This is a genomic window from Streptomyces sp. NBC_01549 (assembly GCF_026339955.1).
Taxonomy (GTDB): domain Bacteria; phylum Actinomycetota; class Actinomycetes; order Streptomycetales; family Streptomycetaceae; genus Streptomyces.
Map to the genome: position 1 here is coordinate 6,288,758 of NZ_JAPEPW010000001.1, position 25,056 is coordinate 6,313,813.

The 25,056-nt window shown below is 70.9% G+C and carries 15 protein-coding genes and 2 pseudogenes; 6 read left to right on the forward strand and 11 right to left on the reverse strand.

Going from position 1 to position 25,056, the window contains the following annotated elements; all coding sequences use genetic code 11:
* The first annotated feature begins 30 nt into the window (after nt 1–30).
* The gene (locus tag OG819_RS28135; protein WP_266651465.1) at nt 31–4,728 is read left to right on the forward strand and encodes a hypothetical protein; all 4,698 of its coding nucleotides are present in this window, start codon (nt 31–33) and stop codon (nt 4,726–4,728) included.
* Nucleotides 4,729–4,889: 161 nt separating this feature from the next.
* Here OG819_RS28135 and OG819_RS28140 read toward each other — a convergent pair whose 3' ends face one another.
* The 8 genes and pseudogenes from OG819_RS28140 to OG819_RS28175 all read right to left on the reverse strand — a co-directional run.
* The gene (locus OG819_RS28140) at nt 4,890–6,287 is read right to left on the reverse strand and encodes an IS1380 family transposase (RefSeq protein ID WP_266624488.1); all 1,398 of its coding nucleotides are present in this window, start codon (nt 6,285–6,287) and stop codon (nt 4,890–4,892) included.
* Nucleotides 6,288–6,409: 122 nt separating this feature from the next.
* A complete protein-coding gene (locus OG819_RS28145; RefSeq protein ID WP_266651466.1) occupies nt 6,410–7,963 on the reverse strand; it encodes a GMC family oxidoreductase N-terminal domain-containing protein in 1,554 nt (517 codons plus the stop codon).
* Nucleotides 7,964–8,014: 51 nt separating this feature from the next.
* Nucleotides 8,015–9,589, reverse strand: coding sequence for an APC family permease (locus tag OG819_RS28150; RefSeq protein ID WP_266416583.1), 1,575 nt, complete (start codon nt 9,587–9,589; stop codon nt 8,015–8,017).
* A 129-nt stretch (nt 9,590–9,718) separates the two neighbouring features.
* The gene (locus tag OG819_RS28155; RefSeq protein WP_266651467.1) at nt 9,719–11,185 is read right to left on the reverse strand and encodes an aldehyde dehydrogenase family protein; all 1,467 of its coding nucleotides are present in this window, start codon (nt 11,183–11,185) and stop codon (nt 9,719–9,721) included.
* Nucleotides 11,178–12,323: an aromatic ring-hydroxylating dioxygenase subunit alpha gene (locus OG819_RS28160; protein WP_266651468.1), complete on the reverse strand. Its 1,146-nt coding sequence runs from the start codon at nt 12,321–12,323 to the stop codon at nt 11,178–11,180. The genes OG819_RS28155 and OG819_RS28160 overlap by 8 nt, the downstream gene beginning before the upstream one ends.
* Nucleotides 12,324–12,334: 11 nt before the next feature.
* Nucleotides 12,335–13,489, reverse strand: coding sequence for an N-methyl-L-tryptophan oxidase (gene solA / locus OG819_RS28165; RefSeq protein ID WP_266651469.1), 1,155 nt, complete (start codon nt 13,487–13,489; stop codon nt 12,335–12,337).
* A 48-nt stretch (nt 13,490–13,537) separates the two neighbouring features.
* On the reverse strand, nt 13,538–16,063 hold the full coding sequence (locus tag OG819_RS28170; RefSeq protein ID WP_266651470.1) for an FAD-dependent oxidoreductase: 2,526 nt from the start codon (nt 16,061–16,063) through the stop codon (nt 13,538–13,540).
* Nucleotides 16,064–16,106: 43 nt separating this feature from the next.
* Nucleotides 16,107–16,274: pseudogene (locus OG819_RS28175) on the reverse strand (MBL fold metallo-hydrolase); the annotation flags it as partial.
* Between the two features lie 4 nt (nt 16,275–16,278).
* Here OG819_RS28175 and OG819_RS28180 point away from each other — a divergent pair.
* Nucleotides 16,279–16,356 (forward strand): annotated as a pseudogene (locus OG819_RS28180) (MBL fold metallo-hydrolase); the annotation flags it as partial.
* Nucleotides 16,357–16,423: 67 nt separating this feature from the next.
* Here OG819_RS28180 and OG819_RS28185 read toward each other — a convergent pair.
* The gene (locus OG819_RS28185; RefSeq protein WP_266580959.1) at nt 16,424–17,509 is read right to left on the reverse strand and encodes an S-(hydroxymethyl)mycothiol dehydrogenase; all 1,086 of its coding nucleotides are present in this window, start codon (nt 17,507–17,509) and stop codon (nt 16,424–16,426) included.
* 269 nt (nt 17,510–17,778) lie between these two features.
* On the reverse strand, nt 17,779–18,600 hold the full coding sequence (locus tag OG819_RS28190; protein WP_266622991.1) for an IclR family transcriptional regulator: 822 nt from the start codon (nt 18,598–18,600) through the stop codon (nt 17,779–17,781).
* 215 nt (nt 18,601–18,815) lie between these two features.
* Here OG819_RS28190 and OG819_RS28195 point away from each other — a divergent pair, with 215 nt between their 5' ends.
* Nucleotides 18,816–19,136: a bifunctional 3-phenylpropionate/cinnamic acid dioxygenase ferredoxin subunit gene (locus tag OG819_RS28195; protein ID WP_266416618.1), complete on the forward strand. Its 321-nt coding sequence runs from the start codon at nt 18,816–18,818 to the stop codon at nt 19,134–19,136.
* 34 nt (nt 19,137–19,170) lie between these two features.
* A complete protein-coding gene (locus OG819_RS28200; protein WP_266651471.1) occupies nt 19,171–20,364 on the forward strand; it encodes an FAD-dependent oxidoreductase in 1,194 nt (397 codons plus the stop codon).
* Nucleotides 20,365–20,484: 120 nt separating this feature from the next.
* Here the strand turns inward: OG819_RS28200 and OG819_RS28205 are convergent, their stop codons facing one another.
* Complete coding sequence (locus tag OG819_RS28205; RefSeq protein WP_266651472.1) at nt 20,485–21,048, reverse strand: hypothetical protein; 564 nt, start codon at nt 21,046–21,048, stop codon at nt 20,485–20,487.
* 652 nt (nt 21,049–21,700) lie between these two features.
* Between OG819_RS28205 and OG819_RS28210 the strand changes: the two genes are divergently transcribed.
* Together OG819_RS28210 and OG819_RS28215 are read left to right on the forward strand one after the other, a co-directional pair.
* Nucleotides 21,701–24,610, forward strand: a complete 2,910-nt coding sequence (locus tag OG819_RS28210) for a nitrate- and nitrite sensing domain-containing protein (protein WP_266651473.1) — start codon at nt 21,701–21,703, stop codon at nt 24,608–24,610.
* Nucleotides 24,607–25,047: a roadblock/LC7 domain-containing protein gene (locus tag OG819_RS28215; RefSeq protein ID WP_266416627.1), complete on the forward strand. Its 441-nt coding sequence runs from the start codon at nt 24,607–24,609 to the stop codon at nt 25,045–25,047. The genes OG819_RS28210 and OG819_RS28215 overlap by 4 nt, the downstream gene beginning before the upstream one ends.
* Nucleotides 25,048–25,056 lie beyond the last annotated feature (9 nt).

Below are 25,056 nucleotides of genomic sequence, written 5' to 3' on the forward strand. Positions count from 1 at the left end.
TCCGAAGACTTACTACGAGAGTCCGCCGCCATGTACGAGCTGTCCCGGGTCCGCCTCTACTCCATCGGGCCCGCCGGTGCGCGCTACGCCGACACCGTGCTGGACCTGCGGGGTGTCGGCGAGCCGGTGCCCGACCCCGCGCCCACCCAGGCGGAGTTCTTCGAGGAGGAGCCCGTCGGGCCGCCGCGCCGGCCCGCGCCCGCGGGCGTGCTCTTCCTGGAGAACGGCGGCGGCAAGTCGGTGCTGCTCAAGCTGATCTTCTCGGTCATGCTGCCGGGCCACCGCAACACCCTGGGCGGCGCCAGCTCCGGTGTGCTGCGCAAGTTCCTGCTCGCCGACGACTGCGGTCATGTCGCACTGGAGTGGCAGCACACACTGACCGGCGAGTGCGTCGTGGTCGGCAAGGCCAGCGAGTGGCGGGGGCGGCAGGTCTCCAACGACCCGCGGAAGTTCGCGGAAGCCTGGTACTCCTTCCGGCCCGGCCCCGGGCTGAGCCTGGACAACCTGCCCGTCGCCGAGGCGACCGCCGTCCGGCCGCCTGTCGAGGGCGCGTCCGGCGCACAGGGGCGGCGCCGCACCATGAAGGGCTTCCGCGACGCGCTCACCGAGGCCGGAAAGGCGTATCCGCACCTCGAAGTGCACTGGGAGGAGATCCACGACCGCTGGAACGAGCACCTGACGGATCTCGGTCTCGACCCCGAACTCTTCCGCTACCAGCGGGAGATGAATGCCGACGAGGGTGAGGCCGCCGGTCTCTTCGCGGTCAAGAAGGACTCCGACTTCACCGACCTGCTGCTGCGCGCCGTCACCGACACCCGCGACACCGACGGGCTCGCCGACCTGGTCGGCGGCTTCGGCAACAAGCTGGGGCGGCGGGCCGAACTGATCGCTGAGCGGGACTTCACGGCGGGTTCCGCGGATCTGCTCGGCCGGATCGTCGAGGCCGCCGAGGCACGGGGACGCGCGCGTGACATCCACACGGCCGCCGAGCGTCGCACCCGCACCCTGGCCCGGCGACTGTCCGCGCGAGCCGTGCGCGAGCGCGTCCGCGCCGGTGAGCTCGCGCAGCGCGTGACCGCCGCCGCGTACGCCGTCACCCACGCCGAGGGCGCACGCGAGCGCAGCGCCCTGATCGCCGCCGAACTCGCCTACCGGCACGCCTCACTGGCGCTCGCCGGGGCCGAGAAGTCGGCGGCCGCCCAGAAGCGCGAACTGGCCGACGCGCGCACCCTCCACTCCTCCTGGCAGGCCGCCGAGCTCGTACTGCGCCACCGTGCCGCCGCCGACCGCTCCGCGCGCGTGGCCGCCGCGATCCTCGAAGCCGAGCGGGATGCCGCGCCTGCGCTCGCCGCCCGCGCCAAGGCCGCCGTAGACCTCGTCCGCGCACTGCACCGCGCCGCCGAAGGCGCCGAGGCGCTCGCCAACGAGGAGGAGGAGCGGTCCGCCGGACTCCAGGAGGTCGGCGAGACCGCGTACGCCGACTCGACCGCCGCGGCCACCGCCGCGCAGCGCGCCCGCAGCGAGGTCGGACACCTGCGCCAGCGCCTGAGCGAGGTCGAGCAGGAGACCGCCGAGGCGGTCCGCGCGGGCTGGCTGGACGACACCGCCCCCGACGCCGACCCGGCCCGCGCCGCCCTCGCCGCGAGCGACGCCGAGAAGACGGCCGTCGCTGTGTGGGACACCGCGCGGGAGGCGTCGCGACGGGCCTCGGAGCACGCCCGCGAGGCGGCGTCCACCGAGTCCCGCGCCGAGCTGACGGCCGCTCGCGCGGCGGACGCGGCGACGGCGGCCGAGCGCGCGTACGACGGCGAGCGGCGTACGGCCGAGACGCTGGCGGGGGAGGAACGGCTCGCGGAGCTGCTCGGCCTGCCGGGTGCCGCCGGACCGCGGCGCGGCGGGGTACCGGTGCCCCGGGCGGCCGGAGACGCGGCTGCCTCCGGCGGTCACGGCAAGGGCGGTGACACCGGCCGCGGCACCGGCGGCACCTCCGCCGACGTCTGGCCGCAGGCCGAAGGCGCCCTCACGCCCGAGGAGTTGGACCAGTACGCCGACGAACTGCGCGAGCTGCTCGACGACGGCGTCGCCTCCGCCGAACGCCAGCTCTTCGAGCTGCGCACCGCCGCGGCCGACGACGCCCGGATCCTCGGCGCCCTCGGCGACGGCGGACTCCTGCCGCCCGGCCCGGATGTGCTGGCCACCGTCGAGTACCTCGGTGAGCACGGCATCCCCGCCCTGCCCGGCTGGCGCTATCTCGCACAGGCCGTCGACCCCGTCGACCACGCACGCGTACTGGCCGCCAGGCCCGAGCTCGTCGACGGCGTGATCATCACCGACCCGGACACCCACGCGCGGGCCCGCGAGGCGCTCAGCGAAGCGGCGCTGCTGCCGCGTTCCGCCGTCGCCGTCGGCACGGCCGCCGCGCTGCTCGCCCCGACCCCGGCCCCCGACGCGGGCGACGGCGGCGTCTTCCTCGTACCGCCGAACCCGGCCATGCACGACGAGCACGCCGCCGACGAGGAACGGCAGGCGCTGCGCACCCGCGCGGCCGAGCGGGACGAGGAGATTCGCACCCTCGCGGCCCGGCTCGGCAAGGACCGAGAACTCGCGGCGAGGCTCGCGTCCTGGCGCACCGGCTGCCCCGCCGGGCGGCTCGTCGAACTGGCCGGGGCCGCCCGCGACGCGCGCGCGTTCGCCGAGGAGGCCGAGGCGGAGCTGGCCGAGGCGCGCACCGTGCGGGCCGAGGCCGACGAGACGGCGGCCGAGGCAGCCCTCGTACGGGATGAGCGACAGGACGCCGCCCAGCGTGCCCGGCGCGCGGCCGACGCGCTCGCCGGACTCGCCTTCCGGCTGCGTGAACGCGCCGGCTGGCAGGTCAAGGTGCGCGAACTCGCCGACGAGGCGACCGAGTCGGAGGCCCGTGCCCAGGTGTGCCTGGAGCGCGCCCGCGCCGCCGACGAGGACCGCCGCGCCGCCCAGCGCGCCGCCGACGACGCCCGCCGCACGGCCCGCGCACTGCGCGCCGAGCGCGCCGAGATCGCGGGCGCCCCCGACGACGTACCGGAGGACCCGTCGGAGGCGGCGAAGTCCTCGCTGCCCGCCCTGCGCGAGGCCTACCGGGCCGCGTCACAGTTGTACGAGAAGGTCGGCGTCGGCGCCGATCTGCGCGCCGAACAGGCCCGCGCCGAGAGCGACGAGAGCGCGGCCCTCGCCGAGCTGGACCGCCTCAGCAACAAGGTGCGCACGCGCGCCGCGCAGCTCCTTCAGGCGCCGGACGGTTCCGACGGGCCGTCCCGGCAGGCCGCGGCGGCCCGCGCCGAGGAGCTCGTACAACTTCTGGAGACCCGCATGTCCACCGCCAGCGAGCAGCTCGGGCGGCTGCGCGGCGAGGCCGAGCGGCATGCGCCCGAGGACGGCGAGGCCCACACCGAGCTGTCGCAGGAGCTGGTCCCGCGCGATGCCGAACACGCGCAGTCGCTGCTGCGCACGGCCACCGGTGAACTCGCCTCCCGCGCCGAGGCGCTCAGCCAGGCGCGCGAGGCGCACGCCGAGCTGCTCGACGCGCACCGCGCCGCCGAGGACGGGGCCGGTGGCTTCGACGAGACGGCCGCCCTGCTCAGGGACCTGCTGCGGGAGCACTCCGACGACGAGCAGGAGGAGCCCGAGCCCTACCCCGGCACTCTGGAAGAGGCCCGGAACTCCGCCGCCGAGACCCGCCGCTCCCTGCGCGGCTGCGCCGCCGACCTCTCCGCGGCCGAGGGCGCCGTGCGCGAGGCGAGCGACATCCTCGTACGGCATGCCAACTCCAACCGGTACGAGCAGGTGCGCACCCCGGCCCGGCAGCAGATCCGTGAGCTGCCCGCGTCCGCGCTGCCCGAACACGCCCAGAAGTGGGCGGACGCCTTCGCGCCCCGACTGCGGGTGCTGACGGACGAGCTGGCCCAGCTGGAGCGCAACCGGGACTCGATCGTGGACCGGCTGCGGGGGCTCGTGGAATCGGCGCTCGCCACCCTGCGATCCGCGCAGCGGCTGTCCCGGCTGCCGGAGGGGCTCGGCGAGTGGTCCGGGCAGGAGTTCCTGCGTATCCGCTTCGAGGAGCCCGACCAGGCCACGCTCACCGAGCGGCTCGGCGAGGTCGTCGACGAGGCCACCCGCGCGGCGGTCAAGAAGAACTCCGACATGCGGCGCGACGGCATGTCACTGCTGCTGCGCGGAGTCAGCGCCGCCCTCCAGCCGAAGGGCGTCGCCGTCGAGATCCTCAAGCCGGACGCCGTGCTGCGCGCCGAGCGCGTCCCCGTCGGACAGATGGGTGACGTGTTCTCCGGTGGCCAGCTGCTCACCGCGGCCATCGCGCTGTACTGCACGATGGCCGCGCTGCGCAGCAACGACCGGGGCCGCGACAAGCACCGACACGCCGGCACGCTCTTCCTCGACAATCCCATCGGGCGCGCCAACGCGACGTACCTGCTGGAGCTGCAGAGGGCCGTCTCGGATGCGCTCGGCGTCCAACTCCTCTACACCACCGGCCTGTTCGACACGACCGCGCTCGCGGAGTTCCCCCTCGTCATCCGCCTGCGCAACGACGCCGACCTGCGCGCCGGGCTGAAGTACATCAGCGTGGAGGAACACCTCCGACCGGGACTGCCGCGTGAGGCTCCCGCCGGGGAAGCCGTACACACGGAGATCACGGCGACGCGGATGTTCAAGCGCCCGGCGCCTCAGGGGGCCTAAGCCTTGATCCACCGACGTGGTCTGAAAATGATCTTCTGACTGATCCTGAGCCGGTTTCGGGGCGGTGATTGTGGGCGGGCAGGTGGCACCCGCTGGTCTGCCCAGCATTTCCACGTTGTTCGGTTCCGGTTGGGCCTTGGCGGGCGGGGTGGGCAGGGTCGTCAGGCGGGTCCGGGTGGGTCGTGGGCGGTGTCGAAAAGATGTGTCCAGGCGTGCTGCCAGGGCCAGTTGTGTGGCAGGTGCAGGGTGATACGCCGTGCGGAGCGGGCGATCCGGGCCGGAATCTGGACCAGGTGGGCACGGAGAGTGGCGGTGGTGGCCTTGGCGTGGAAGGCGGAGGTGAGCGCGCCGGTGGCCCGCAGCAGGTTGTAGGTCATGGCCCACAGGGTGAGCCAGGCGGCGTTGGCGTGGAAGTGTCCGGAAGGCAGGTGGGTCAGTGCGGAGGCTTTGCTGTCGGCGATGACCTGTTCGACCACCGCGTGGTGGCGGTGTTCCCGCTCGGCCTGGAGGGTGGGGGCGGGGTTGTCGGTGAAGAACGGGTGGTAACGCCAGACGGGGAACAGTTCGCCCTGCTCACCTACGACGGCGGGTTTGGCGAGGTCACGGACCCGGCGGACGATCAGCCGGGCGGTGACTTGCTCGCTCTTCTTGCGGCTCGCGAAGGCGGTGTAGGCGGGCATCTCGGCGACTTCGGCGTCCGAAATGAGTTCGCCGGTCTCGGGGTCTGGCACCGCGGTCGGGTAGGTGATCTGCTGCCATGCTTCGGTGGGAATGGCGAGGACGGCCCGTTTGATGGAGGGGTTCATGCCGGTGGTGATCGAGAAGTGGGCTCCGGCCCGGCGGCAGGCGGCGATCACACCGGCGTTGTAGAACTGCGAATCGGCGCGCAGGATGCGGGTGCCGGTGCAGCCGGCCTCCCGGGCGGTGGCCAGGGCTTCGCTGACGAACTTCGGGGCGCCGCGGGAGTCGGCTGCCTTGCCGCGGCGCATGCGGACTCCGGCGATCACCGGGCGGGAGCCGGGCGTGCAGATGGTGGCGAGCAGGGGGTGGAGGGTGCGGATGCCCTTGAACCGGCCGTACTCGGCACCCTGTTTGGCCCGGCCGTAGACCCGTTTATGGGTGGAGTCGACATCAATGAATGCCATCGCGTCGGCGCCGGGCAGCAGCGGGGTATGCGCGGCCAGCGCGCCAAGGAACCGGCGGTGAACGGCGTGCAGTTGGAGAGCGTGACCGTGGGTGAACGAGCGCAGGAACGTGCCCAGCGTGGACGGGGCACGAATGCCCGCGAACACGGCCGTCATCGCACCATGGCGCAGAACGTTCAGGTCGTCGATGCTGTCCGCACCTGCGGCCATGCCCGCGACGATGCTGGTGACCTTGGCGTCCGCCGCCGCCCCCGCGCTGTTGCTCGCGCCGGTCAGCTTCACGTTCTCGGCCACCAGACGCGAAAGACCGCCCCGCTCGGCCAGGCGCATCACCGGGACCAGCCCGGCATACGCGATCAGATTCGGGTCATCGAACGCAGCGGAGACCGCCGCCGATGTATGGGAAACTTTCATCTCGGAAGTGCCTTGCCGATCGTGCGTGCTGGAAGCCTGAAGAACTCCCATCATCGCAGGTCACAAGGCACTTCCTCGTTTTTCTAGCCGCTATCCACAAGACGCCGGCCGGTGGATCAAGGCTAAGCCCGGTCCTCCTTCAACAGGTCCGCGCACTTCTCGCCGATCATCATCGTCGTGATGCAGGGGTTGACGGAGATGAGATCCGGCATCACCGAGCCGTCCGCGACCCGCAGCCCCTCGACCCCCTTGACCCGCAGCCGCGCGTCGAGCGGGGCCGAGGAGTCGTCGTCCGCACCCATCTTCACGGTGCAGGACGGGTGGTAGACGGTGTTGTGGGTCTTGTGGATGTAGTCGAGCAGCTCGTCGTCGGTCCGTACGTCCGGACCGGGGGCGAGCTCAGCACCCGCCCAGCCACTGAGCGCGGGCTGCGACGCGATCTTCCGCGCCAGCTTCAGCCCGTACGTCATCACACGCACGTCGTGCTCGTGCGTGAAGTAGCGCGGATCGACCATCGGCTTGTCCCGGTAGTCCCGGGTGCGCAGCCGCACCGTGCCGCGTGACTTCGCGCGGGTGACGTTCGGCGTGAGGCAGAACGCGTTCTCGGACGTAGGGAACCCGTGCCGAGCCGTGTTCATGTCGAACGGCACCGAACCGTAGTGGTACATCAGGTCGGGCCGGTCCAGGCCCGGTTCGGTGTCGTAGAAGATGCCCGCCTCCCACCACTGGCTGGAGGTGGTGGCCATGGGCTGCTTGGCCTCCCACATGATGACGCCCTCGGGATGGTCCTGGAGGTTCTGGCCGACACCCGCCGAGTCCACCACCACCTCGACGCCCACCTCGCGCAGATGCGCGGCGGGCCCGATGCCCGACAGCATCAGCAGCTTGGGCGTGTCGATGGACCCGCACGACACGATCACCTCGCGGCGTGCGCGCACCGTCCGGGTGTGGATCAGGCCCGGGTCCAGATACTCGGCGCCCACACAGCGGCGGCCGTCGAGCACGAGCTTCTTGGCCCGCACCCCGGTGCGTACTTCCAGGTTCGGCCGCTTGTCCATGACCGGATGCAGATACGCGACCGACGAGGACTGCCGGATGTTGTTCTCGTCGGAGTTGATCTGGAACCAGTTGGCGCCACGGACCACGGTCTTGCCGGTGTTGAAGGCGGTAGTAGGAATGCCCGCCTGCGCACATGCCTCCAGCAGGGCGGAGCCACAGGGGTCCGCGCCCTTGAGCGTGCGCAGTTTCACCGGGCCGGTGCGGCCGTGGTGGTCGCCGGGAGCGTCGTTCGACTCCAACCGCTGGTAGAGCGGGAAGAGTTCGGCCGCGCTCCACCCCGTACAGCCCGCGGCGGCCCAGTCGTCCAGGTCTTCCGCGGGTGCCCAGAAGGCGATACAGGAGTTGTGCGAGGAGCAGCCGCCGAGCACCTTGGCACGGGCATGCCGCATGAAACTGTTGCCGCTGGCCTGCGGTTCGACCGGGTAGTCCCAGTCGTATCCGGACTCCAGCAGCCCCATCCAGCGCTCCAGCTTCAGGATGTCGTCGTCGCCGACATCGCTGGGGCCCGCCTCGAGGACGCACACGGTGACGGACGGATCCTCACAGAGCCGGGCCGCGACCACATTGCCCGCGGTACCGCCACCGACCACGACATAGTCGAACTCATCGACGTTCATGGGGGAGTTGACCTCCTTGTTCTGGTCTTCGGTCGGTCGTGTGACGGTCCTTCAGTCGGTCACGGGGGTCACGGGAGTCGCGGGAGTCGCGACGGACTCCGTCGCGGAGGCCTGGAACTGGTGCTCGGCGAGCACCCCGGTCCGGTGCCGTTGCACGAACCAGTAGTAGGCGTAGCCGCCGCCCGCGACGATGCCCACGAACAGGACAGCACCCCAGCGCAGGTACCAGTGGTACGGCGCGGCCGCGTTGTAGACCGCGGAGCGCGGCCAGATCAGGTTGATCGTCATGGCCGCACCCCACACCACGGCGACGATGTTGACGAGCAGGCCCCAGCGCCCGAGCGAGAACTTGCCGTCGCCGGCGGGCTGCCACTTGCCACGCAGCCGCGCGACCAGCATCGGACCGGTGACCAGCAGATACGCCAGGTAGATCATGATGATGCCGATGCTGGTGACCACGGTGAAGATCTGTGGCTGGCGGATGTTGACCACCAGGATCGCCAGTGCGAGCACACCGATGATCACGGTCGGCAGGACCGGTGTCTGGAAGCGCTGGTTGACCTTGGCCAGCTTCGAGGAGGCGGGCAGGTTGTTGTCGCGGGCCATCGCGAAGGCCAGCCGGATCGCCGCCGTGTGCACGGCCAGGGCACACACCGTGACCGCGATCAGCACGCACCACAGCATCGCCTTGCCGGCCGTCGGGCCGAGCACGTCCAGGACGATGTACTGCAGACCGTCCGTGGAGAGCTTGTCGCCCTTGAGGCTGGAGACGCTCATCAGCGCGAGCAGCAGCACGAGCCCGCCGAGGACGAACGAGGCGACGATGGCACGGATGATGGCGCGCGGCGCGTTGCGCGACGGGTCGAGGCACTCCTCACCGAGCGACGAGGCCGTGTCGAATCCGTACATGACGTACGCGGACGCCAGCGAGGCCACCAGGAACGCGCCGAGGTAGCCGAACGATTGTCCATGGCCGGTGCCCTGGGTGTCCATGACCACCTGCGGGCCGCGCGTGATGTGCACCGCGAACAGGATGATCAGCACGACGGTGGCGATCAGCTCGATGAAGACGCCCGCCGTGTTGATGGTCGCCATCAGCTTCACGCCGAAGGCGTTCACCAGGGTGGTGAACAGGATCAGTACGGCCGCCAGCAGAACCGCGTTGGTGGCGACGTCGTACTTGCCCGTGCCGTCGCCCACGAACTGGAAGGTGGACGAGATCTGGGGAAGCGTCAACTGATAGGCGAGTGCCACGGCCGAGATCGACACGATCGACGCGAGCAGCATCATCCAGCCCGCGAGCCAGCCTATGTGTGGATTGCCCACCTTCTTAGACCAGTTGTAGACGGAGCCGGCCACGGGGTAGCGGGCGGCGAGCTCGGCGAAGCAGAGCGCGACCATGAACTGGCCGATGAACACCATCGGCCAGGACCACCAGTAGGCGGGGCCACCGCTGCCGTAGCCGAAGTAGAAGAGCTGGAAGGTGCCGGTGAGGATGGAGATATAGCTGATGCCGGCGGCGAAGGTGTGGAAGTTGCCGAGGGTGCGCTTGAGCTCGGGCTTGTAGCCGAACTCGGAGAGTTCCGCGTCGTCGTTCTGCTCGGTCTTGGGTGGATGGGTGGTCATGAGCGGCCTCCTGGATCGGGGGAGAGGGGCGCGGCTCGTGCGGGTGGGTGGGGGAATCAGGGGAGCAAGGGATCAGCGGATCAGATCATCCGGACATCACCGGATGGTCATCGGGGGATCATCGGGGGATTACGCGAACCACCCCTGTGGGGACGGGTTGGTGTTGCGCCAGATGTGCTTCGCCTCGCGGTACTCGGCGAGGCCGGAGGGTCCGAGCTCGCGCCCGAAGCCGGACTGCTTGAAACCGCCCCATTCCGCTTGAGGGACGTAGGGGTGGTAGTCGTTGATCCAGACCGTGCCGAGCCGTAGCCGGGCCGCCACGCGCTGGGCCTTGGCCTCGTCGGTGGTGAAGACGGCGCCCGCGAGTCCGTAGATCGTGTCGTTGGCGAGCCGCACGGCCTCCGCCTCATCGCTGAAGCGCTCCACGGTCAGCACCGGCCCGAAGGACTCGTCCTGGACCACGGACATGTCGGAGGAGCACTCGTCCAGCACGGTCGGCGGATAGTAGAAGCCCGCCTCGAACTCGGGCCCGGAAGGCCGCGCGCCGCCGCAGCGCAGCACCGCGCCTTCCGCCAGCCCTTTGGCGACGTACGCCTCGACCTTGGCGCGATGGGCCGCCGAGACCAGCGGCCCGCTCTGTGCCCGCTCGTCGAACGGGCCGCCGAGCCGGATCTCCGAGGCCCGGCGGACGAGTTCGTCGACGAACCGGTCGTGCAGCGAGTCCTCGACCAGCAACCGCGCCCCGGACGAACAGACCTGTCCCGAGTGCAGGAAGACCGCGGTCAGCGCCATGTCGACGGCCGTCTCGAAGTCGGCGTCGGCGAAGACGATGTTCGGGTTCTTGCCGCCGAGCTCCAGGGCGACCTTCTTCACCGTCCCGGCCGCGGCCGCCATCAGTCGCCGCCCGGTCTGCAGCCCGCCGGTGAAGGAGACGAGGTCGACGTCCGGATGGTCACCGAGCGGAGCCCCTGCCTCGGGGCCCGCGCCGAGGACGAGGTTGGCCACGCCTGGCGGCAGCCCGGCCTCCTCCAGCAGCCGCATCAGATGGATCGCCGTGTGCGGGGTGAGCTCGCTCGGCTTGAGGACGAAGGTGTTGCCCGCGGCGAGCGCCGGGGCGACCTTCCAGGCCGTCTGCAGGAGCGGATAGTTCCAGGGCGTGATCAGCGCGCACACCCCGACCGGCTCGTACACGACCCGGCTGTCGACGCTCGCCGTACCGGTCTCGACGACCCGGCCCGTCTCGGCGGCGGCCGCCCGCCCGAAGTAGCGGAAGCAGTTCGCGATGTCGTCGATGTCGTACTCGCTCTCGACGAGCCGCTTGCCCGTGTCGAGCGACTCGGCGCGGGCGAGCGCGTCCTTGTCGCGCAGGAGGAGGTCGGCGACGCGCAGCAGCAGGTCACCGCGGTCCGCGGCCGGGGTCGTGGGCCAGGGCCCCTCGTCGAAGGCGCGGCGCGCGGCGGCGATCGCCTCGACGGTGTCCTTGCCGCCGGCCTCGTCGACGACGCCCACCAGGGAGCCGTCGGCGGGGCAGCGGATCTCGCGTGTGCGCTCGTCGAGAGCGCTCCGCCACGTACCGTCGATGAACAGGTCAGGCACTGGGGCCTCCCAATTGCCGGATCAGCCACTCGTGGAAGATCCCGATGTGGTGCTCGGTGGGCACCAGGACACCACCCTTCCGGTACGCCCGCGAGGCCATGGCCGGCTGCGTACGTTCACAGGCCTCAAAATCCTGTTCGTTGACCCGGTGGAAGAGCTCGACGGACTTGGACACGTCCGCCCCCGACTCCACGACCTCCGGCGCGTAGAGCCAGTCGCACTCGACGACCGTGCGGTCCTCGGCGAGCGGGAACATGCGGTGCAGGATGACATGGTCGGGCACCAGATTGATGAAGACCGTCGGTTTCACAGTGATCGCGTAGTAGCGGCGGTCCTGGTCGTCCGCTATGTCGGGCAGCCGGCCGAAGCCCTCGCTGCCGTCGACCGTGAAGCCCTGGATGTCCTCGCCGAACTCGGCGCCGTGCCCCACGTAGTACTGCGCCGCGTAGCCATCGGCGAACTCCGGGAGGACGTCGACGAGTTCGGGGTGGATCGTCGCGCAGTGGTAGCACTCCATGAAGTTCTCGACGATCAGCTTCCAGTTCGCCTTCACGTCGTAGGTGATGCGTTTGCCGAGGGCCAGCTTCTCGGTGCCGTAGTGCTCGATGGCGGCCGCGTCGCCCAGCCGCTCCACGGCCGCGCCCATCACCGTCCTCTCGAAGGAGGGCGGCTCGTCGGCCAGGCACACCCAGGCATACCCGAGCCATTCCCGCAGCGCGACCTTGACCAGGCCGTACTCGTCGCGGTCGACGTCCGGCATCTTGATCAGGTTGGGCGCGGCGACCAACTTGCCGTCGAGGTCGTAGGTCCAGGCGTGATAGGGGCACTGCAGATTGCGCCGGACCTCGCCGGACTCCTCGGTGCACAGCCGGGCCCCGCGGTGGCGGCAGATGTTCAGAAAGGCGCGCAGCTCACCCGTGCGCGAGCGGGTGATCAGTACGCTCTCGCGGCCGACCTGGACGGTGCGGAAGGCGCCGGGCCCGGCGAGATCCGCGGAGCGGACCGCACAGAACCACATCGATTCGAACAGGGACTCCTGCTCCTGCCGGAAGATCTCCGGGTCGGTGTAGTAGTGCCCGGGGAGAGTGGCGATCAGGCTGGGGGAGAGGGGGGACGGGGAGACGGGGGTCGTCGTCACGTGCGGACTCCTCAGGCGGGCGCGGCGGCGAGGCGGTGGGGGTCGAACAGCCCGATCGGATGATCGGTGGTGCCGGTCAGGGCGAGGTCGGCGACTATCTCGCCGACGACCGGCACAAACTTGAAGCCGTGCCCGGAGAATCCGCAGGCCACGGTCACGGACTCCGGGTGAGCGGGGTGGCGGGCGATGACGAAGTGCTCGTCGGGGGTGTTGGAGTACATACAGGTGGCAGCCTTGAGGAAGGTGCCCGGCAGATCCGGGATGTGCCGGGACATGTGATCCGCCATGGCCTGGACCTCGTTCTCGTGGACTGTCCGGTCGATGGCCTCCGGGGTGGTCACGATCCCCTTACGGAAGAAAGCGACCTTGGCTCCCAGCTCCGGCCCGTCGATCGACGGGAAGCCGTACGCCTGGACTCCGGCCGCGTCCTCCCAGATGTAGATCGGGTGGTTCTCCGGCAGGAACGGCTGGACCCCGCCCCTCGGCTGGAACCAGTACATGACCTGGCGCTCGATCGTGAACGGGACCCCGAGATCGGTGAGCAACTGCGGTGCCCACGCGCCCGGGCAGATCACCAGCTGGGCCGCCGTGTAGGTGTTCTCGGCCGTGTGGACGCGTACTCCGTCCCGGTACGGCTCCCAGCGGGTCATCGGTTCGTCGAAGTGCAGGTCCGCGCCCTGCCGGGTGGCGAGCTGTAGGTGCGCGGCGACGGTGTTCTCGGGGCGCACGAGCCCGGCGCGCGCCTCGTACAGCGCGACCTCGTCGTCCTTCGGGCTCAGGGTCGGGAAACGGCGGCGGATCTCGGAGGCGTCCAGCATCTCGTGCGGCAGGTTCCACTGCTCGGCGGAGAGCAGCGAACCGGAGACCGTCCGCGAGTCGGGGCGTCCGACCATGACGCCGCCGCAGAGGGTGGCGATCTCCCGGCCGGTCGCCCGCTCCAGCTCATCGTACAGCTCGTACGAGCGCAGCAGCAGCGGCACGTACGCCGGGTCCTCGAAGTAGGACTGGCGGGTGATGCGGGAACCGCCGTGGCTGGAGCCGCGGTTGTGCACCGGGCCGAACTTCTCCAGGCCCAGCACGCGGGCACCGCGGGCGGACAGATGGTGGGCGGCGGCGCTGCCCATACCGCCGAGACCGATCACGATCACGTCGTACGTGGGGGACACAGGGGCCTCCTCATGCCATTTCGCCGGGCTCATGTCTATTGATCGGTTTCAGCGGCGGATTCGGTTCATCTTCGGGTCGAAGAGGGGTTCTTCCGCGACGGTCGCGGGGACCTTCTCGCCGAAGTACTCGATGTGCACGCCCGTGCCGGTCGGGAGCGCCGGCAGCCAGGCGTACGCGACGCAGCGGCCCAGCGTGTAGCCGTACGAGGCGCTGGTCAGGTAACCCGCCGGGGCGCCGTCGATGTAGACGGGCTCCTTGCCGAGCACGACCGTGACCGGGTCGTCGAGGAGGAGCGGGGTGAGCCTGCGTGCGGGTTCCTCGGTGGCGAGGCCTCGCAGCGCCTCCTGGCCGACGAACCCGTCCTTGTCCATCCGGACCGCGAAGCCGACCCCCGCCTCGAACGGGTTGTGCTCGTCGGTCATGTCCACGCCCCAGGCGCGATAGCCCTTCTCCAGCCGCAGACTGTTGAAGGCGGAGCGCCCTGCCGCGATCACGCCGTGCTCCTGGCCCGCGTCCCACAGTGTGTCCCAGAGCCTGAGCCCCAGATCGGCGGACGTATACAACTCCCAGCCGAGCTCGCCGACGTACGACAGCCGCATCGCCGTCACCGGGACGTGCCCGAGATGGGTCTCCTTCGCGCGGAAGTAGCCGAAGCCCTCGTGTGAGAAGTCGTCGCGGGTCAGCGGTTGCACGAGCTCGCGGGCGAGCGGACCCCACACGCCGACGCAGCACGTGCCGGAGGTGATGTCCCTGATCTGTACTCCCCCAGTGTCGGCTTCGCTCGAGCGGGAGGTGCCCCCACCCGGTGCGTGCCGGATCAGCCAGTCCAGGTCCGTGGGGGAGTTGGCGCCCACCTGGAAGCGGTCCGGGGCGAGGCGCGCGACGGTGAGGTCGGAGCGCACGCCGCCCGTCTCGTCCAGGAGCAGGGTGTAGGTGACGGCGCCCGGCTTCTTGCGGAGGTTGTTGGTGGTCATCCGCTGGAGGAAGTCGAGGGCCCCGGGCCCGGTGACTTCGAGGCGGCGCAGCGGGGTCATGTCGTACAGGGCGACCTTCTCGCGGGTCGCCTTCGCCTCGGCGGCCGCGATGGGCGACCAGTAGCGGGCCGACCAGGCGTCGCGTTCGGGGAGTCGCAAGCCGTCCACGAGCGGGGCGTTCGCCTCGTACCAGTGCGGGCGTTCCCAGCCGCCGCCCTCCAGGAAATACGCGCCGAGTTCCTGCTGCCGGGCGTAGAAGGGGCTGACGCGCAGGGGGCGTGGGTCGTCCATCGGCTGGAGGGGGTGCAGGACGTCGTACACCTCGATGAACTGCCGTGAGCCGCGCTCGCGGACGTACGACGGTGAGCGCTGCGCGTCCTCGAAGCGCGTGAGGTCGCATTCGTGCAGGTCGATGGAGGCGCGCCCGTCGACCATCCACTCGGCGACCGCCTTCGCGACCCCCGCGGAGTGGGTGACCCAGACGGCCTCGGCCAGCCAGAAACCGCGCAGCTCGCGCGATTCCCCGAGCACCGGCATGCCGTCCGGGGTGAAGGAGAAGACGCCGTTGAAGCCCTCCTCGATCTCCGTCTCGCGCAGGGCGGGCATCAGCCAGCGGCAGTCGTCCCAGCTCGGGGCCCAGTCCTCCTCGGTGAAGGGGTACGAGGACGGCATCTCCATGTCGTTGGCGCGTGCCTCGTCGTACGGGAGGATCCCGAAGGGGTCCACGGGGAGCGGCTTGTGGGCGTAGCTGCCGATGCCGATGCGGTCGTGGTGTTCGCGGAAGTAGAGGTCGCGGTCCTGGAAGCGGAGGATGGGCTTCGAGGCGTCGGTCGAGGCGTGGGCGGTCGCTCCGGAGCCGGCGCCCGGGGTGGCTTCGGTCAGTTCGGGGAGCTGCTTGGTCTTCGCGTACTGGTGTGCGAGCGGCTGAAGGGGGACGTCGACCCCGGCCATCCGGCCGATGACCGGGCCCCAGAAACCGGCAGCGGAGACGACGTGGTCGGCGGGGAAGGTGCCGCGGTCGGTGACCACGGCGGTGACCTTGCCGTCCTCCTGTTCGATGCCGGTGACCGTGTGGCGGTCAAGGAAGCGGGCCCCCTTCTCGGTGGCGCGTTCCATCTGGGCGCGGGCCGCGAGTACGGCGCGGGCCAGGCCGTCGTCGGGGGTGTGGAAGCCGCCGAGGACGGCCGACTGGTCGATGAGCGGCCACAGTTCCTTGCAGCGGGCCGCACTGACGATCTCGCCGCGTACGCCCCAGGAGGCCGCGTAGCCGGCCTTGCGGTGCAGGTCGGCGAGGCGCTCGGGCGTGGTCGCGAGTTCGAGACCGCCGACCGGGTTGAAGCAGGAGACGCCATCGACCTGGAGGGAGTTGAACTTCTCCACGGTGTACCGGGCGAACGCAGTGAGCGTCTTGGACGGGCTGGTCTGGAACACCAGGCCCGGCGCGTGCGAGGTGGAGCCGCCCGGGGCGGGCAGCGGCCCCTGCTCGAGAACGGTGACGTCGGTCCAGCCGCGGGCGGTCAGCTCGTCGGCGAGGGAGCAGCCGACGATGCCGGCGCCGATGATGACGACACGGGGATGGTTTGCGGGCGTGCTGGACATGCCCCTCCTTGCCGGGGGAGTGGACGCGCTCAGGGGTCGGGGATCAGGCGGTGGGAACGTGGGGCCGCTCGGCGGCGATGGTGGTGTCCTCGCCGTGCCCGGAACGGACCACCGTGTTGCCGGGGAGGGCGAGGAGCCGGTTGCGGAGCGAGGCCTCGATGGTGGGCCGGCCCGCGTACGAGCGGCCGGTCGTGCCGGGGCCGCCGTGGAAGCTGACCGGCGCGCCCGTGCTCCTGCACCCCGACGACAACGAGTTGTGGTCCTTCACCCACCCCGGCCGCAAGCCGGACGGGGCGACGACGCGTTGGACCCGTACCGCGTGGTCCTGTCGGTGACCGTGTCCCTGGGGCTCGGCTCGGCTCACAGGACCACCACCGACCGCAGTACCTCACCGCGGTGCATCTTGGCGAACGCCTCCTCGACCTGGTCGAGGGAGATGGTCTCGCTGACGAAGGCGTTGAGGTCGAGCAGCCCGTACAGGTACTGGTCGATGAGGAACGGGAAGTCGCGGCTCGGCAGGCAGTCGCCGTACCAGGAGGACTTCAGCGCACCGCCGCGTGAGAACAGGTCGATCAGGGGGAGGTCGATCTTCATCTCGGGGTCCGGGACGCCGACCTGGACGAGCACACCCGCGTGGTCACGCATGTAGAAGGCCTGCTTGTACGTCTCCGGGCGGCCCACCGCGTCGATGGCGATGTCGACCCCGAAACCGCCGGTGAGCGCGCGCACGGCCTCGACGGGATCCGTGCCGCGCGAGTTCACCGTGTGGGTGGCGCCGAACTTCTCGGCCTGGTCGAGCTTCTTGTCGTCGATGTCGACGGCGATGACCTTCATCGCGCCGTTGAGACAGGCACCCGCGATCGCCGCGTTGCCGACGCCTCCGCAGCCGATGACGGCGACCGTGTCACCGCGCCCGACGTTGCCGGTGTTGACCGCGGCGCCGTATCCGGCCATCACCCCGCAGCCGATCAGGCCCGCGGCCTCGGGGCGGGCGGCCGGGTCGATCTTCACCGCCTGCCCCGCCGCGACCAGGGTCTTCTCGGCGAAGGCGCCGATGCCCAGCGCGTTGCTGAGCGGCGTGCCGTCGAGCAGCGTCATCGGCTGGGTGGCGTTACGGGAGTCGAAGCAGTACCAGGGGCGGCCACGGCGACAGGAGCGACAGGTTCCGCAGGGGGCCCGCCAGGCGAGGACCACGTAGTCGCCGGGGACCAGGTCGGTGACGCCGTCGCCGACCGCCTCGATCGTGCCGGCCGCCTCGTGGCCGAGGAGGAAGGGGAAGTCGTCGGTGATCGCGCCCTGCCGGTAGTGCAGATCCGTGTGGCAGACCCCGCAGGCCTGGACGTTGACGAGCACCTCACCGGGGCCCGGGTCGGGAACGACGATGGTCTGCACCTCGACGGGTGCGCCCTTCTTGACGGCGACTACGGCACGGACCTCGTGTGGCACGACAAGCTCCTCTGCTGTTGCGCAATGCGCGATGGGTTGCGCGATGAGGAACATATTGAGAACGCCGTCATGGGGTCGTCAAGGGGTCGGGGTTAACCCTTGGCAAAAGGAACGGGCCGCCCGAAACGTGCCGGACACACAGAGGGGCGGGGTCGGGAGAGTCCCGTGCCCCGCCCCGTCGGAGGCGCGGGGAACCGCGCGACCGGCCACATACGGCCCGCGGCTCCACCGATGTCCCCGGCGGTCCGGACCCGCGCCCGTGAGGGCTCTCAGAAGCCGTACCCCATACGCCGCGACAGGTCGGCCCCGGCCGCCACCGTCCGCTTGGCCAGCTCCGGCAGCCGGTCGGAGTTCAGCCGGTACACCGGCCCCGACACGCTGATCGCCCCGATCACCTTGCCGTCATGCGCACGGATCGGCGCGGCCACGGCGGCGAGCCCCAGCTCCAGCTCCTCGATGGTGACGCCGTAGCCCTGCTCGATCACGGCCTCCAACTCGGCGCGCAGCACGGTCGTACCCGTGATCGTGCGCTCGGTGAAGCGCGGCAGGGTGCGCGCGAGCAGGCCTTCGCGCAGGGTGGGCGGCATGTGTGCGAGCAGCACCTTGCCGCTGGAGGTCGCGTGCAGCGGGGTGCGCCTTCCCAGCCAGTTCTGCGCGGTGACCGACGCGGTGCCGCGCGCCTGCATGATGTTGACCGCCGCGTCGTCGTCGAGCACCGCGATGTTGACGGTCTCGCCCAGCTCGTCGGCGAGTTCGCGGCAGACCGGTACGCCCTCCTGGGAGATGTCGAGGCGCACCGCCGCCGCCCCCGCCAGGCGCAGTACGGCGGCCCCCAGGTAGTACTTCCCGCGGTCCTTGGCCTGGGCCACCAGACCGCGGTTCTCCAGGACGCCGAGCAGGCGGAAGGCGGTGGACTTGTGCACGTCCAGCTCCTCGGCGATCTCGGTGACCCCGGCCTCGCCGAGCCGGGCGAGGATCTCCAGCACACTCACGGCGCGGTCCACCGACTGGACGGCGCTGCCGGCCCCTCTCCCGCTCTGCTTCTCGGAACTCTCCTCGGTGTGCTCATCCTGCTTCTGCGTGCGGGTCATAGCTCAACTCTCACCACCTGACGGCCCGGTTTGGGCCGCATCTGCGGGAAGCCCTTGACGTGACGGGACCCCCGCGCGGATTCTGTTGCGCATAGCGCTCCCTCGTGCGCCATGCGAAACATCATGTTACCGAAGCGTCCGGAACCCGAAAGGTCTCCGGACCCACCTGGACCAGGAGGTCCCGGACGAAGAGTCCAGGACCGAGAGGGGGGCCCATGATTCCCGTCTGCCGCCTCGACGACCTCCCCGCGGGCGAATCCGTCCGTGTCGACACCACGCCGCCCATCGCGGTGTTCAACGCCGACGGCGAGTTGTACGCCATCGACGACACATGCACCCACCAGGACGCCTCCCTCTCGGAGGGCTGGCTGGAGGGCTGTCTGATCGAATGCCCGCTGCACGCCGCCTCATTCGATCTCCGCACGGGCCGCCCGACGTGCCTCCCCGCACGTCGTCCCGTCCGCACCCACCGCGTCACCGTCGACGACGGAGTCATCCACGTCCACCTGGCCGCGGAGGAGGGCACCGCCGCATGAACGCCCTGACCGAGTGCGCCGAAGAGCGCGCCTCATGAGGACCGTGACCGTCGTCGGCGCCTCCCTCTCCGGGCTGTACGCCGCCCGGGAACTCCGGGCCCAGGGGTTCGACGGCCGCCTGGTGATCGTCGGGGACGAGCCCCACCACCCTTACGACCGCCCACCCCTCTCCAAGGACTTCCTCACCGGCCGCGCCGACGAGACCCAACTCGCCCTCATCGACGTCGAGGAGAGCGCCGAACTCGACGCCGAGTGGCTGCTCGGCGCCCGCGCCCGCGGCCTCGACGCCCGGGGGCGCACTGTCCTCCTCGACGACGGCCGCACCGTCTCCACGGACGGCGTGGTCATCGCGACCGGCGCCTCGGCCCGCCGGCTCCCGGGGGACGGTCTCCTCGGCGTACACACCCTGCGCACCCTCGACGACGCCCGCGCCCTGCGCGCGGAAATCTCCCGAGGGCCGCGCCGTGTCGTCGTCATCGGTGGCGGCTTCATCGGCGCCGAGACCGCGTCCTCCTGCGCCGGACTCGGCCACGACGTCACCGTCGTCGAGGCCGCACCCCTGCCTCTCGTCCCGCAACTCGGCCCGGAGATGGCCGCCGTGTGCGCCGCCCTGCACCGCCGTGGTGGCGTCGGCCTCGTGACCGGCATCGGTGTCGCCGCTCTGCGGGGGAGCGGCACCGTCACAGGTGTGGAGCTCTCCGACGGCCGGGTCCTGCTCGCCGATGTCGTGATCGTGGGCATCGGCGCCACCCCCAACACCGGCTGGCTGGCCGGTTCGACACTCGCTCTGCACGACGGCGTGCTGTGCGACGACGGTTGCGTGACCGCGCTGCCGCAGGTGGTCGCCGTCGGCGACGTCGCCCGCGTCGGAGGCGCCCGCGCCGAACACTGGACCTCCGCCACCGAACAACCCCGGGTCGCGGTGCACAACTTGCTCGCCGGACGCACCGTCGAGAGCGCACGGTCCCTGCCCTACTTCTGGTCCGATCAGTACGGTGCGCGGATCCAGTTCGCAGGGCGTCGGCACGAGACGGACACCGTCCGTCTCGCCGAGGGCGCGCTCGACGACGGCGCACCGGCCGAAGGCGGCTTCCTCGCCCTCTACGAGCGCGACGGGCGCACCACAGCTGTGCTCTCCATCGACCGCCCCCGCCCGTTCATGAAGGCACGCCGTGAACTGGCACGCGGCGAGAACCCGGTGGAGCCGGCGGGCGCCGGGGCGAGCTGACGGCCCGTGGGCGGACCGGCGGACGGGGTTCAATGAGCCCGCCGGGTCCGCCCCTCGGGCGTGCCGGGGACACCCGCGAGCCGTGCTCGGTCGCGAGCCGTACTCAACCGCGAGCCGTGCTCAGGGGTGTGACAACTGCCCGGCACCGCCCTGCCGCCGTATTCGCTTCTGAGCGCGCTCCGCCGTGCGTGCCTGCCGTCGGGCCCGGCGCCGCTCGCGCCGCAGGGCCCGTGCGGTGCTGCTCGGCTCGGACACCACGCCGTTGCGCTGATTCCATACCTGACGGGTGACCCAGACGTCGAGGGCTGCCCAGGTGGCCACCACCGTGCTGGCCACGCTGCTCAGGACCATCGGGAAGGCGAGCCAGGACTCCGCCAGCGTGGACAGGAAGGCGATCACGGCCTGGATCAGGGTCACCGCAATGATCAGCACCGCACGCACGGCCGCCGTACGCACCGGGTCGGGCAGCCGTCGCCGACGCGCGGGCTCCTCGACCCACAACGGGCGGTAGTGCGACTGCTCTTCGCCCGCGTCCGTGGGCCCGACGGCTGCCCGAGTCCGCCCGCCGACGCGCCGCTGACCGACGGCGACGCCCTGCCTACCCGTCTGCTCATACCCACCCGGGGCCGTGCCCCGCCCGCTCGTCGGCTCGGGACCGCCCTCGGCGACGGCCCGGGTGCTCATGCGTTCGCTTCCGTTCCTGGCGCCCGCCCGCGCGTTCTCCCGGTCTCGTTCCTCCCGGTCTCGTTCCTCCCGGGCCGTGCTCCGCTCGCTCGCCCGATCGCGTCCGTCCGCCGGAATGTCGCGCTCCGGTGCCTGTGTGGCCGACCGCACCGCCACAGGCGCCGCAGTACCCGCCCCGGGCGCCCCGCCCCGCTCCGCCGTGCCCATCAACTTGTCACTCCCCACCGCCCAGCAGACCCTCGCACGGGTGTCATGCGACACCTGCTCCCCAGTGGCTGCCCGGCTTGCGCTGTTTTACGCCGCCTGGACGCGGCATGCGGCCCCTGCGGCCGATTCCGCGCCCATTTCCCGTAGAGAAGGACGAACGATGTGCCCCGAAGATTCCCAACAAGCGAAAAATTCCGGCCAACTGACCAAGTTCACCGGTCAGATGAGCTCCGGCTCGCCATGCCGGATTCGGGGCGGCAATCTCCCCCAATGAACGGACAACTGCCCATGCCCGGTTCCCTCGTGAGCCAGGTTTCCATCCTCTTCACGCCGGGCGGCCGCCCGGACAGGTCTTCGAGTTACCTGTGAGTCAGTAGTAGGCTCACGCCGTTTGTTGACGCACAGGTGTACCCCCGGGCCGGAGGGGGTCGAGCTGGGGGAGGCCATGCGCTTTCGCGGGAAGTCCATCCGCCGGAAGATCGTGGCGCTGCTCCTCGTGCCGCTCCTCTCCCTGACGGGGATCTGGGCCTTCGCGACGGTAATCACCGGCCGCGCGGCCAACCAGCTGTTCAACGTGTCGGACGTCGTCGAGAAGATCGGCTACCCCACCGAGGACACCGTCGGCGTTCTCCAGCAGGAACGTCGCCAGACACTCGTCTATCTCGCCGACCCCCGGGCTTCCGACGCGCTGACGGCCCTGAAGCGCAGTCGCACCGCGACCGACCGGGTCGTGGCGAAGGTCCGCAAGAACGCCAAGGACGAAGACGTACGGGAGGAGATGGACGGGGGCACCTCACAGCGCCTCACCTCCATCCTGGACGCCCTCGACGGCGTCGACTCGCTGCGCCGCAGTGTCGAGGAGGGCACCGTCAACCGGGCCCAGGCCCTCGACCTCTACAACCGTCTGGTCGAACCCTGTTACACGCTGATGGCCAACCTCCACGTGGTGGACAACGTGGAGATGGACCAGCAGGGCCGCGCCCTCGTCAACGTCGCCAACGCCCGCGAACTGCTCTCCCGTGAGGATGCCCTCCTCGGTTCCGCGCTGGTCGCGGGCCGCGTCACCCGCGACGAGATCCGCGACATCTCCGATCTCGTCGCGCAGCGCACCTTGCTGTACGACATGAGCCTGCCGCTGTTGCCCTCCTCGGAACGCGGCCGCTTCGAGCGCTACTGGTCGAACGCCGACACGGCTCCCCTGCGCATGGCGGAGCAGGCCGTGGTCACCTTCCCGGCCGGATCCCCCCACGGTGTCACCGCACGCAGCTGGGACCGGGCGGCCGGACACGTGCTCGACGAACTCGCCGACCTCGACGACGAGGCGGGCGACCGCTACCAGGACCGGGTCCACCCCGTGGCCACGGGCGTCATCGTCAAGGCCGTCATCGCGGGTGTCCTCGGACTCATCGCCCTGCTGGCCTCGCTCATCATGTCCGTACGCATCGGCCGGGGCCTCATCCGCGACCTGCGCCGGCTGCGCCTGGACGCCCACGAGGCGTCAGGCGTCCGACTCCCCAGCGTCATGCGCCGCCTCTCCGCGGGCGAACAGGTCGACGTCGAGACCGAAGTGCCCCGCCTGGAGTACGACAAGAACGAGATCGGCGAGGTCGGCCAGGCCCTCAACACCCTGCAGCGCGCGGCCGTCGAGGCCGCCGTCAAACAGTCCGAACTGCGGGACGGCGTCTCCGAGGTCTTCGTCAACCTCGCCCGCCGCAGCCAGGTCCTGCTGCACAAGCAGCTCACTCTCCTCGACACCATGGAACGCAGGACCGAGGACACCGACGAACTCGCCGACCTGTTCCGCCTCGACCACCTGACCACACGCATGCGCCGGCACGCCGAGGGCCTGGTCATCCTGTCCGGCGCGGCCCCGTCCCGACAGTGGCGCAAGCCCGTCCAGCTCATGGACATCGTCCGCGCCGCCGTCGCCGAGGTCGAGGACTACGAGCGCATCGAGGTACGCCGGCTGCCCCGCGTCGCCGTCACCGGGCCCGCGGTCGCCGACCTCACCCACCTGGTGGCCGAACTCCTGGAGAACGCCACGGTGTTCTCGCCCCCACACACGGCCGTGCAGGTCATCGGCGAACGCGTCGCCAACGGTTTCACCCTGGAGATCCACGACCGCGGTCTGGGCATGGCGGCCGAAGCGCTCCTCGACGCCAACCTGCGGCTCGCCGAGACCCCCGAGTTCGAGCTGTCCGACACCGACCGGCTCGGTCTCTTCGTGGTCAGCCGCCTGGCCCAGCGGCAGAACGTCCGTGTCTCCCTCCAGCCCTCCCCGTACGGCGGCACCACCGCCGTGGTCTTCATCCCCGACGCGCTGCTCACGGACGACATCCCGGACACCAACGGCATCGGTTTCCGTCTCGATCGCGCGCTGCCCTCGAAGGAGGGCAAGATCGAGGAGGACCGCAAGGCGGCGCTCTCCGAGACAGCGGTGCGCCTCCCCGGCCTGCCCGCCTCGATCCTGGACGGACCGGTCGAGCTGGAGGCACCGGTCGATCTGGACGCCCTCGGCGGCTTCCCGGGCCCGCTCGACGACGAGGACGCCGAGCAGGGCGGTCTGTTCCGGGCGCGCCGCTCCATCGCGGGTGTCCCGGTCGAGCAGCACCGGCCCCACCAGCAGACCCGCACAGACGGCGGCGAGAAGGCCCGCTCCGGCGACGACGACCACTCGGGGGCTCCGGTCCCGCTGCCGCGCCGCAGAACTCCCAAGCTGGTCAGCTCGCACGGTCGTCCCGTGACCCGGACGAGGCCCAGGCGCGGAGAGGCGGGCGAGGAGCCCGCGGAGGCTCTGAAGCCGGTGGAGAGCCTCGAACCGGCCCTCGAACGCGTGGAACGCCAAGGTGTGGCGGAGAGGGCGAGCGCACAGTCGTCGGCCGCCCGGCGTACCGATCGCACCGAGACCTCGGGGCGCCGCAACGGCGAACGCGCGGAGACCGCCGGCCTTCGCGCCGAGACGGCCGGTCCCCGCTCGGACGCGCCCGGCCGCCGAGAGGCCCCCGCTCTCCCCCGGCGCACGCGCCCCACCGGCTCGTCGTCCGGTACGGCTGGGACCACCCGGGGCTCCGCCGCCGCGACACAGGGGGCAGAATCGGGTGCGAGCCCGCTGCCCCGCCGCGTCCGACAAGCCAATCTGGCCCCGCAGTTGAAGGACGGACCCGAACGGCGCGCCGAGCGCGACAAGGCCCGCACCCCGAAGGGGGCGGATCTCGCCGATCGCGACGCCGACGAGGTACGCAGCCGGATGGCCTCGCTCCAGCGGGGCTGGCAGCGAGGTCGCGAGAAGAACGCCGCGGGCGACGGGGCCCAGGGCGGCACAGCACCAGGAACGACAAAGGGGGACGGTCGATGACCGCACCGAAGGCCACAGGGCCCACCGCGACCAGCAAGACGTCGGGAGAGCTGAACTGGCTGCTCGACGACCTGGTGGACCGCGTGGCCAGCATCCGCAAGGCGATCGTGCTCTCCGGCGACGGCCTTGCCACCGGGGCCTCCAAGGATCTGACCCGGGAGGACAGTGAGCACTTGGCCGCCGTCGCCTCCGGCTTCCACAGCCTCGCCAAGGGTGTGGGCCGCCACTTCGAGGCGGGCGGTGTCCGGCAGACCGTCGTCGAGCTCGAGGAGGCCTTCCTCTTCGTCACCGCCGCCGGGGACGGCAGCTGCCTCGCCGTGCTCTCGGACGCCGACTCCGACGTCGGGCAGGTCGCCTACGAAATGACGCTCCTGGTCAAGCGGGTCGGCGCACATCTGGCCGCCGCTCCGCGCACCGATCTGCCCGCGGGCGGGTAGTGGGATGGC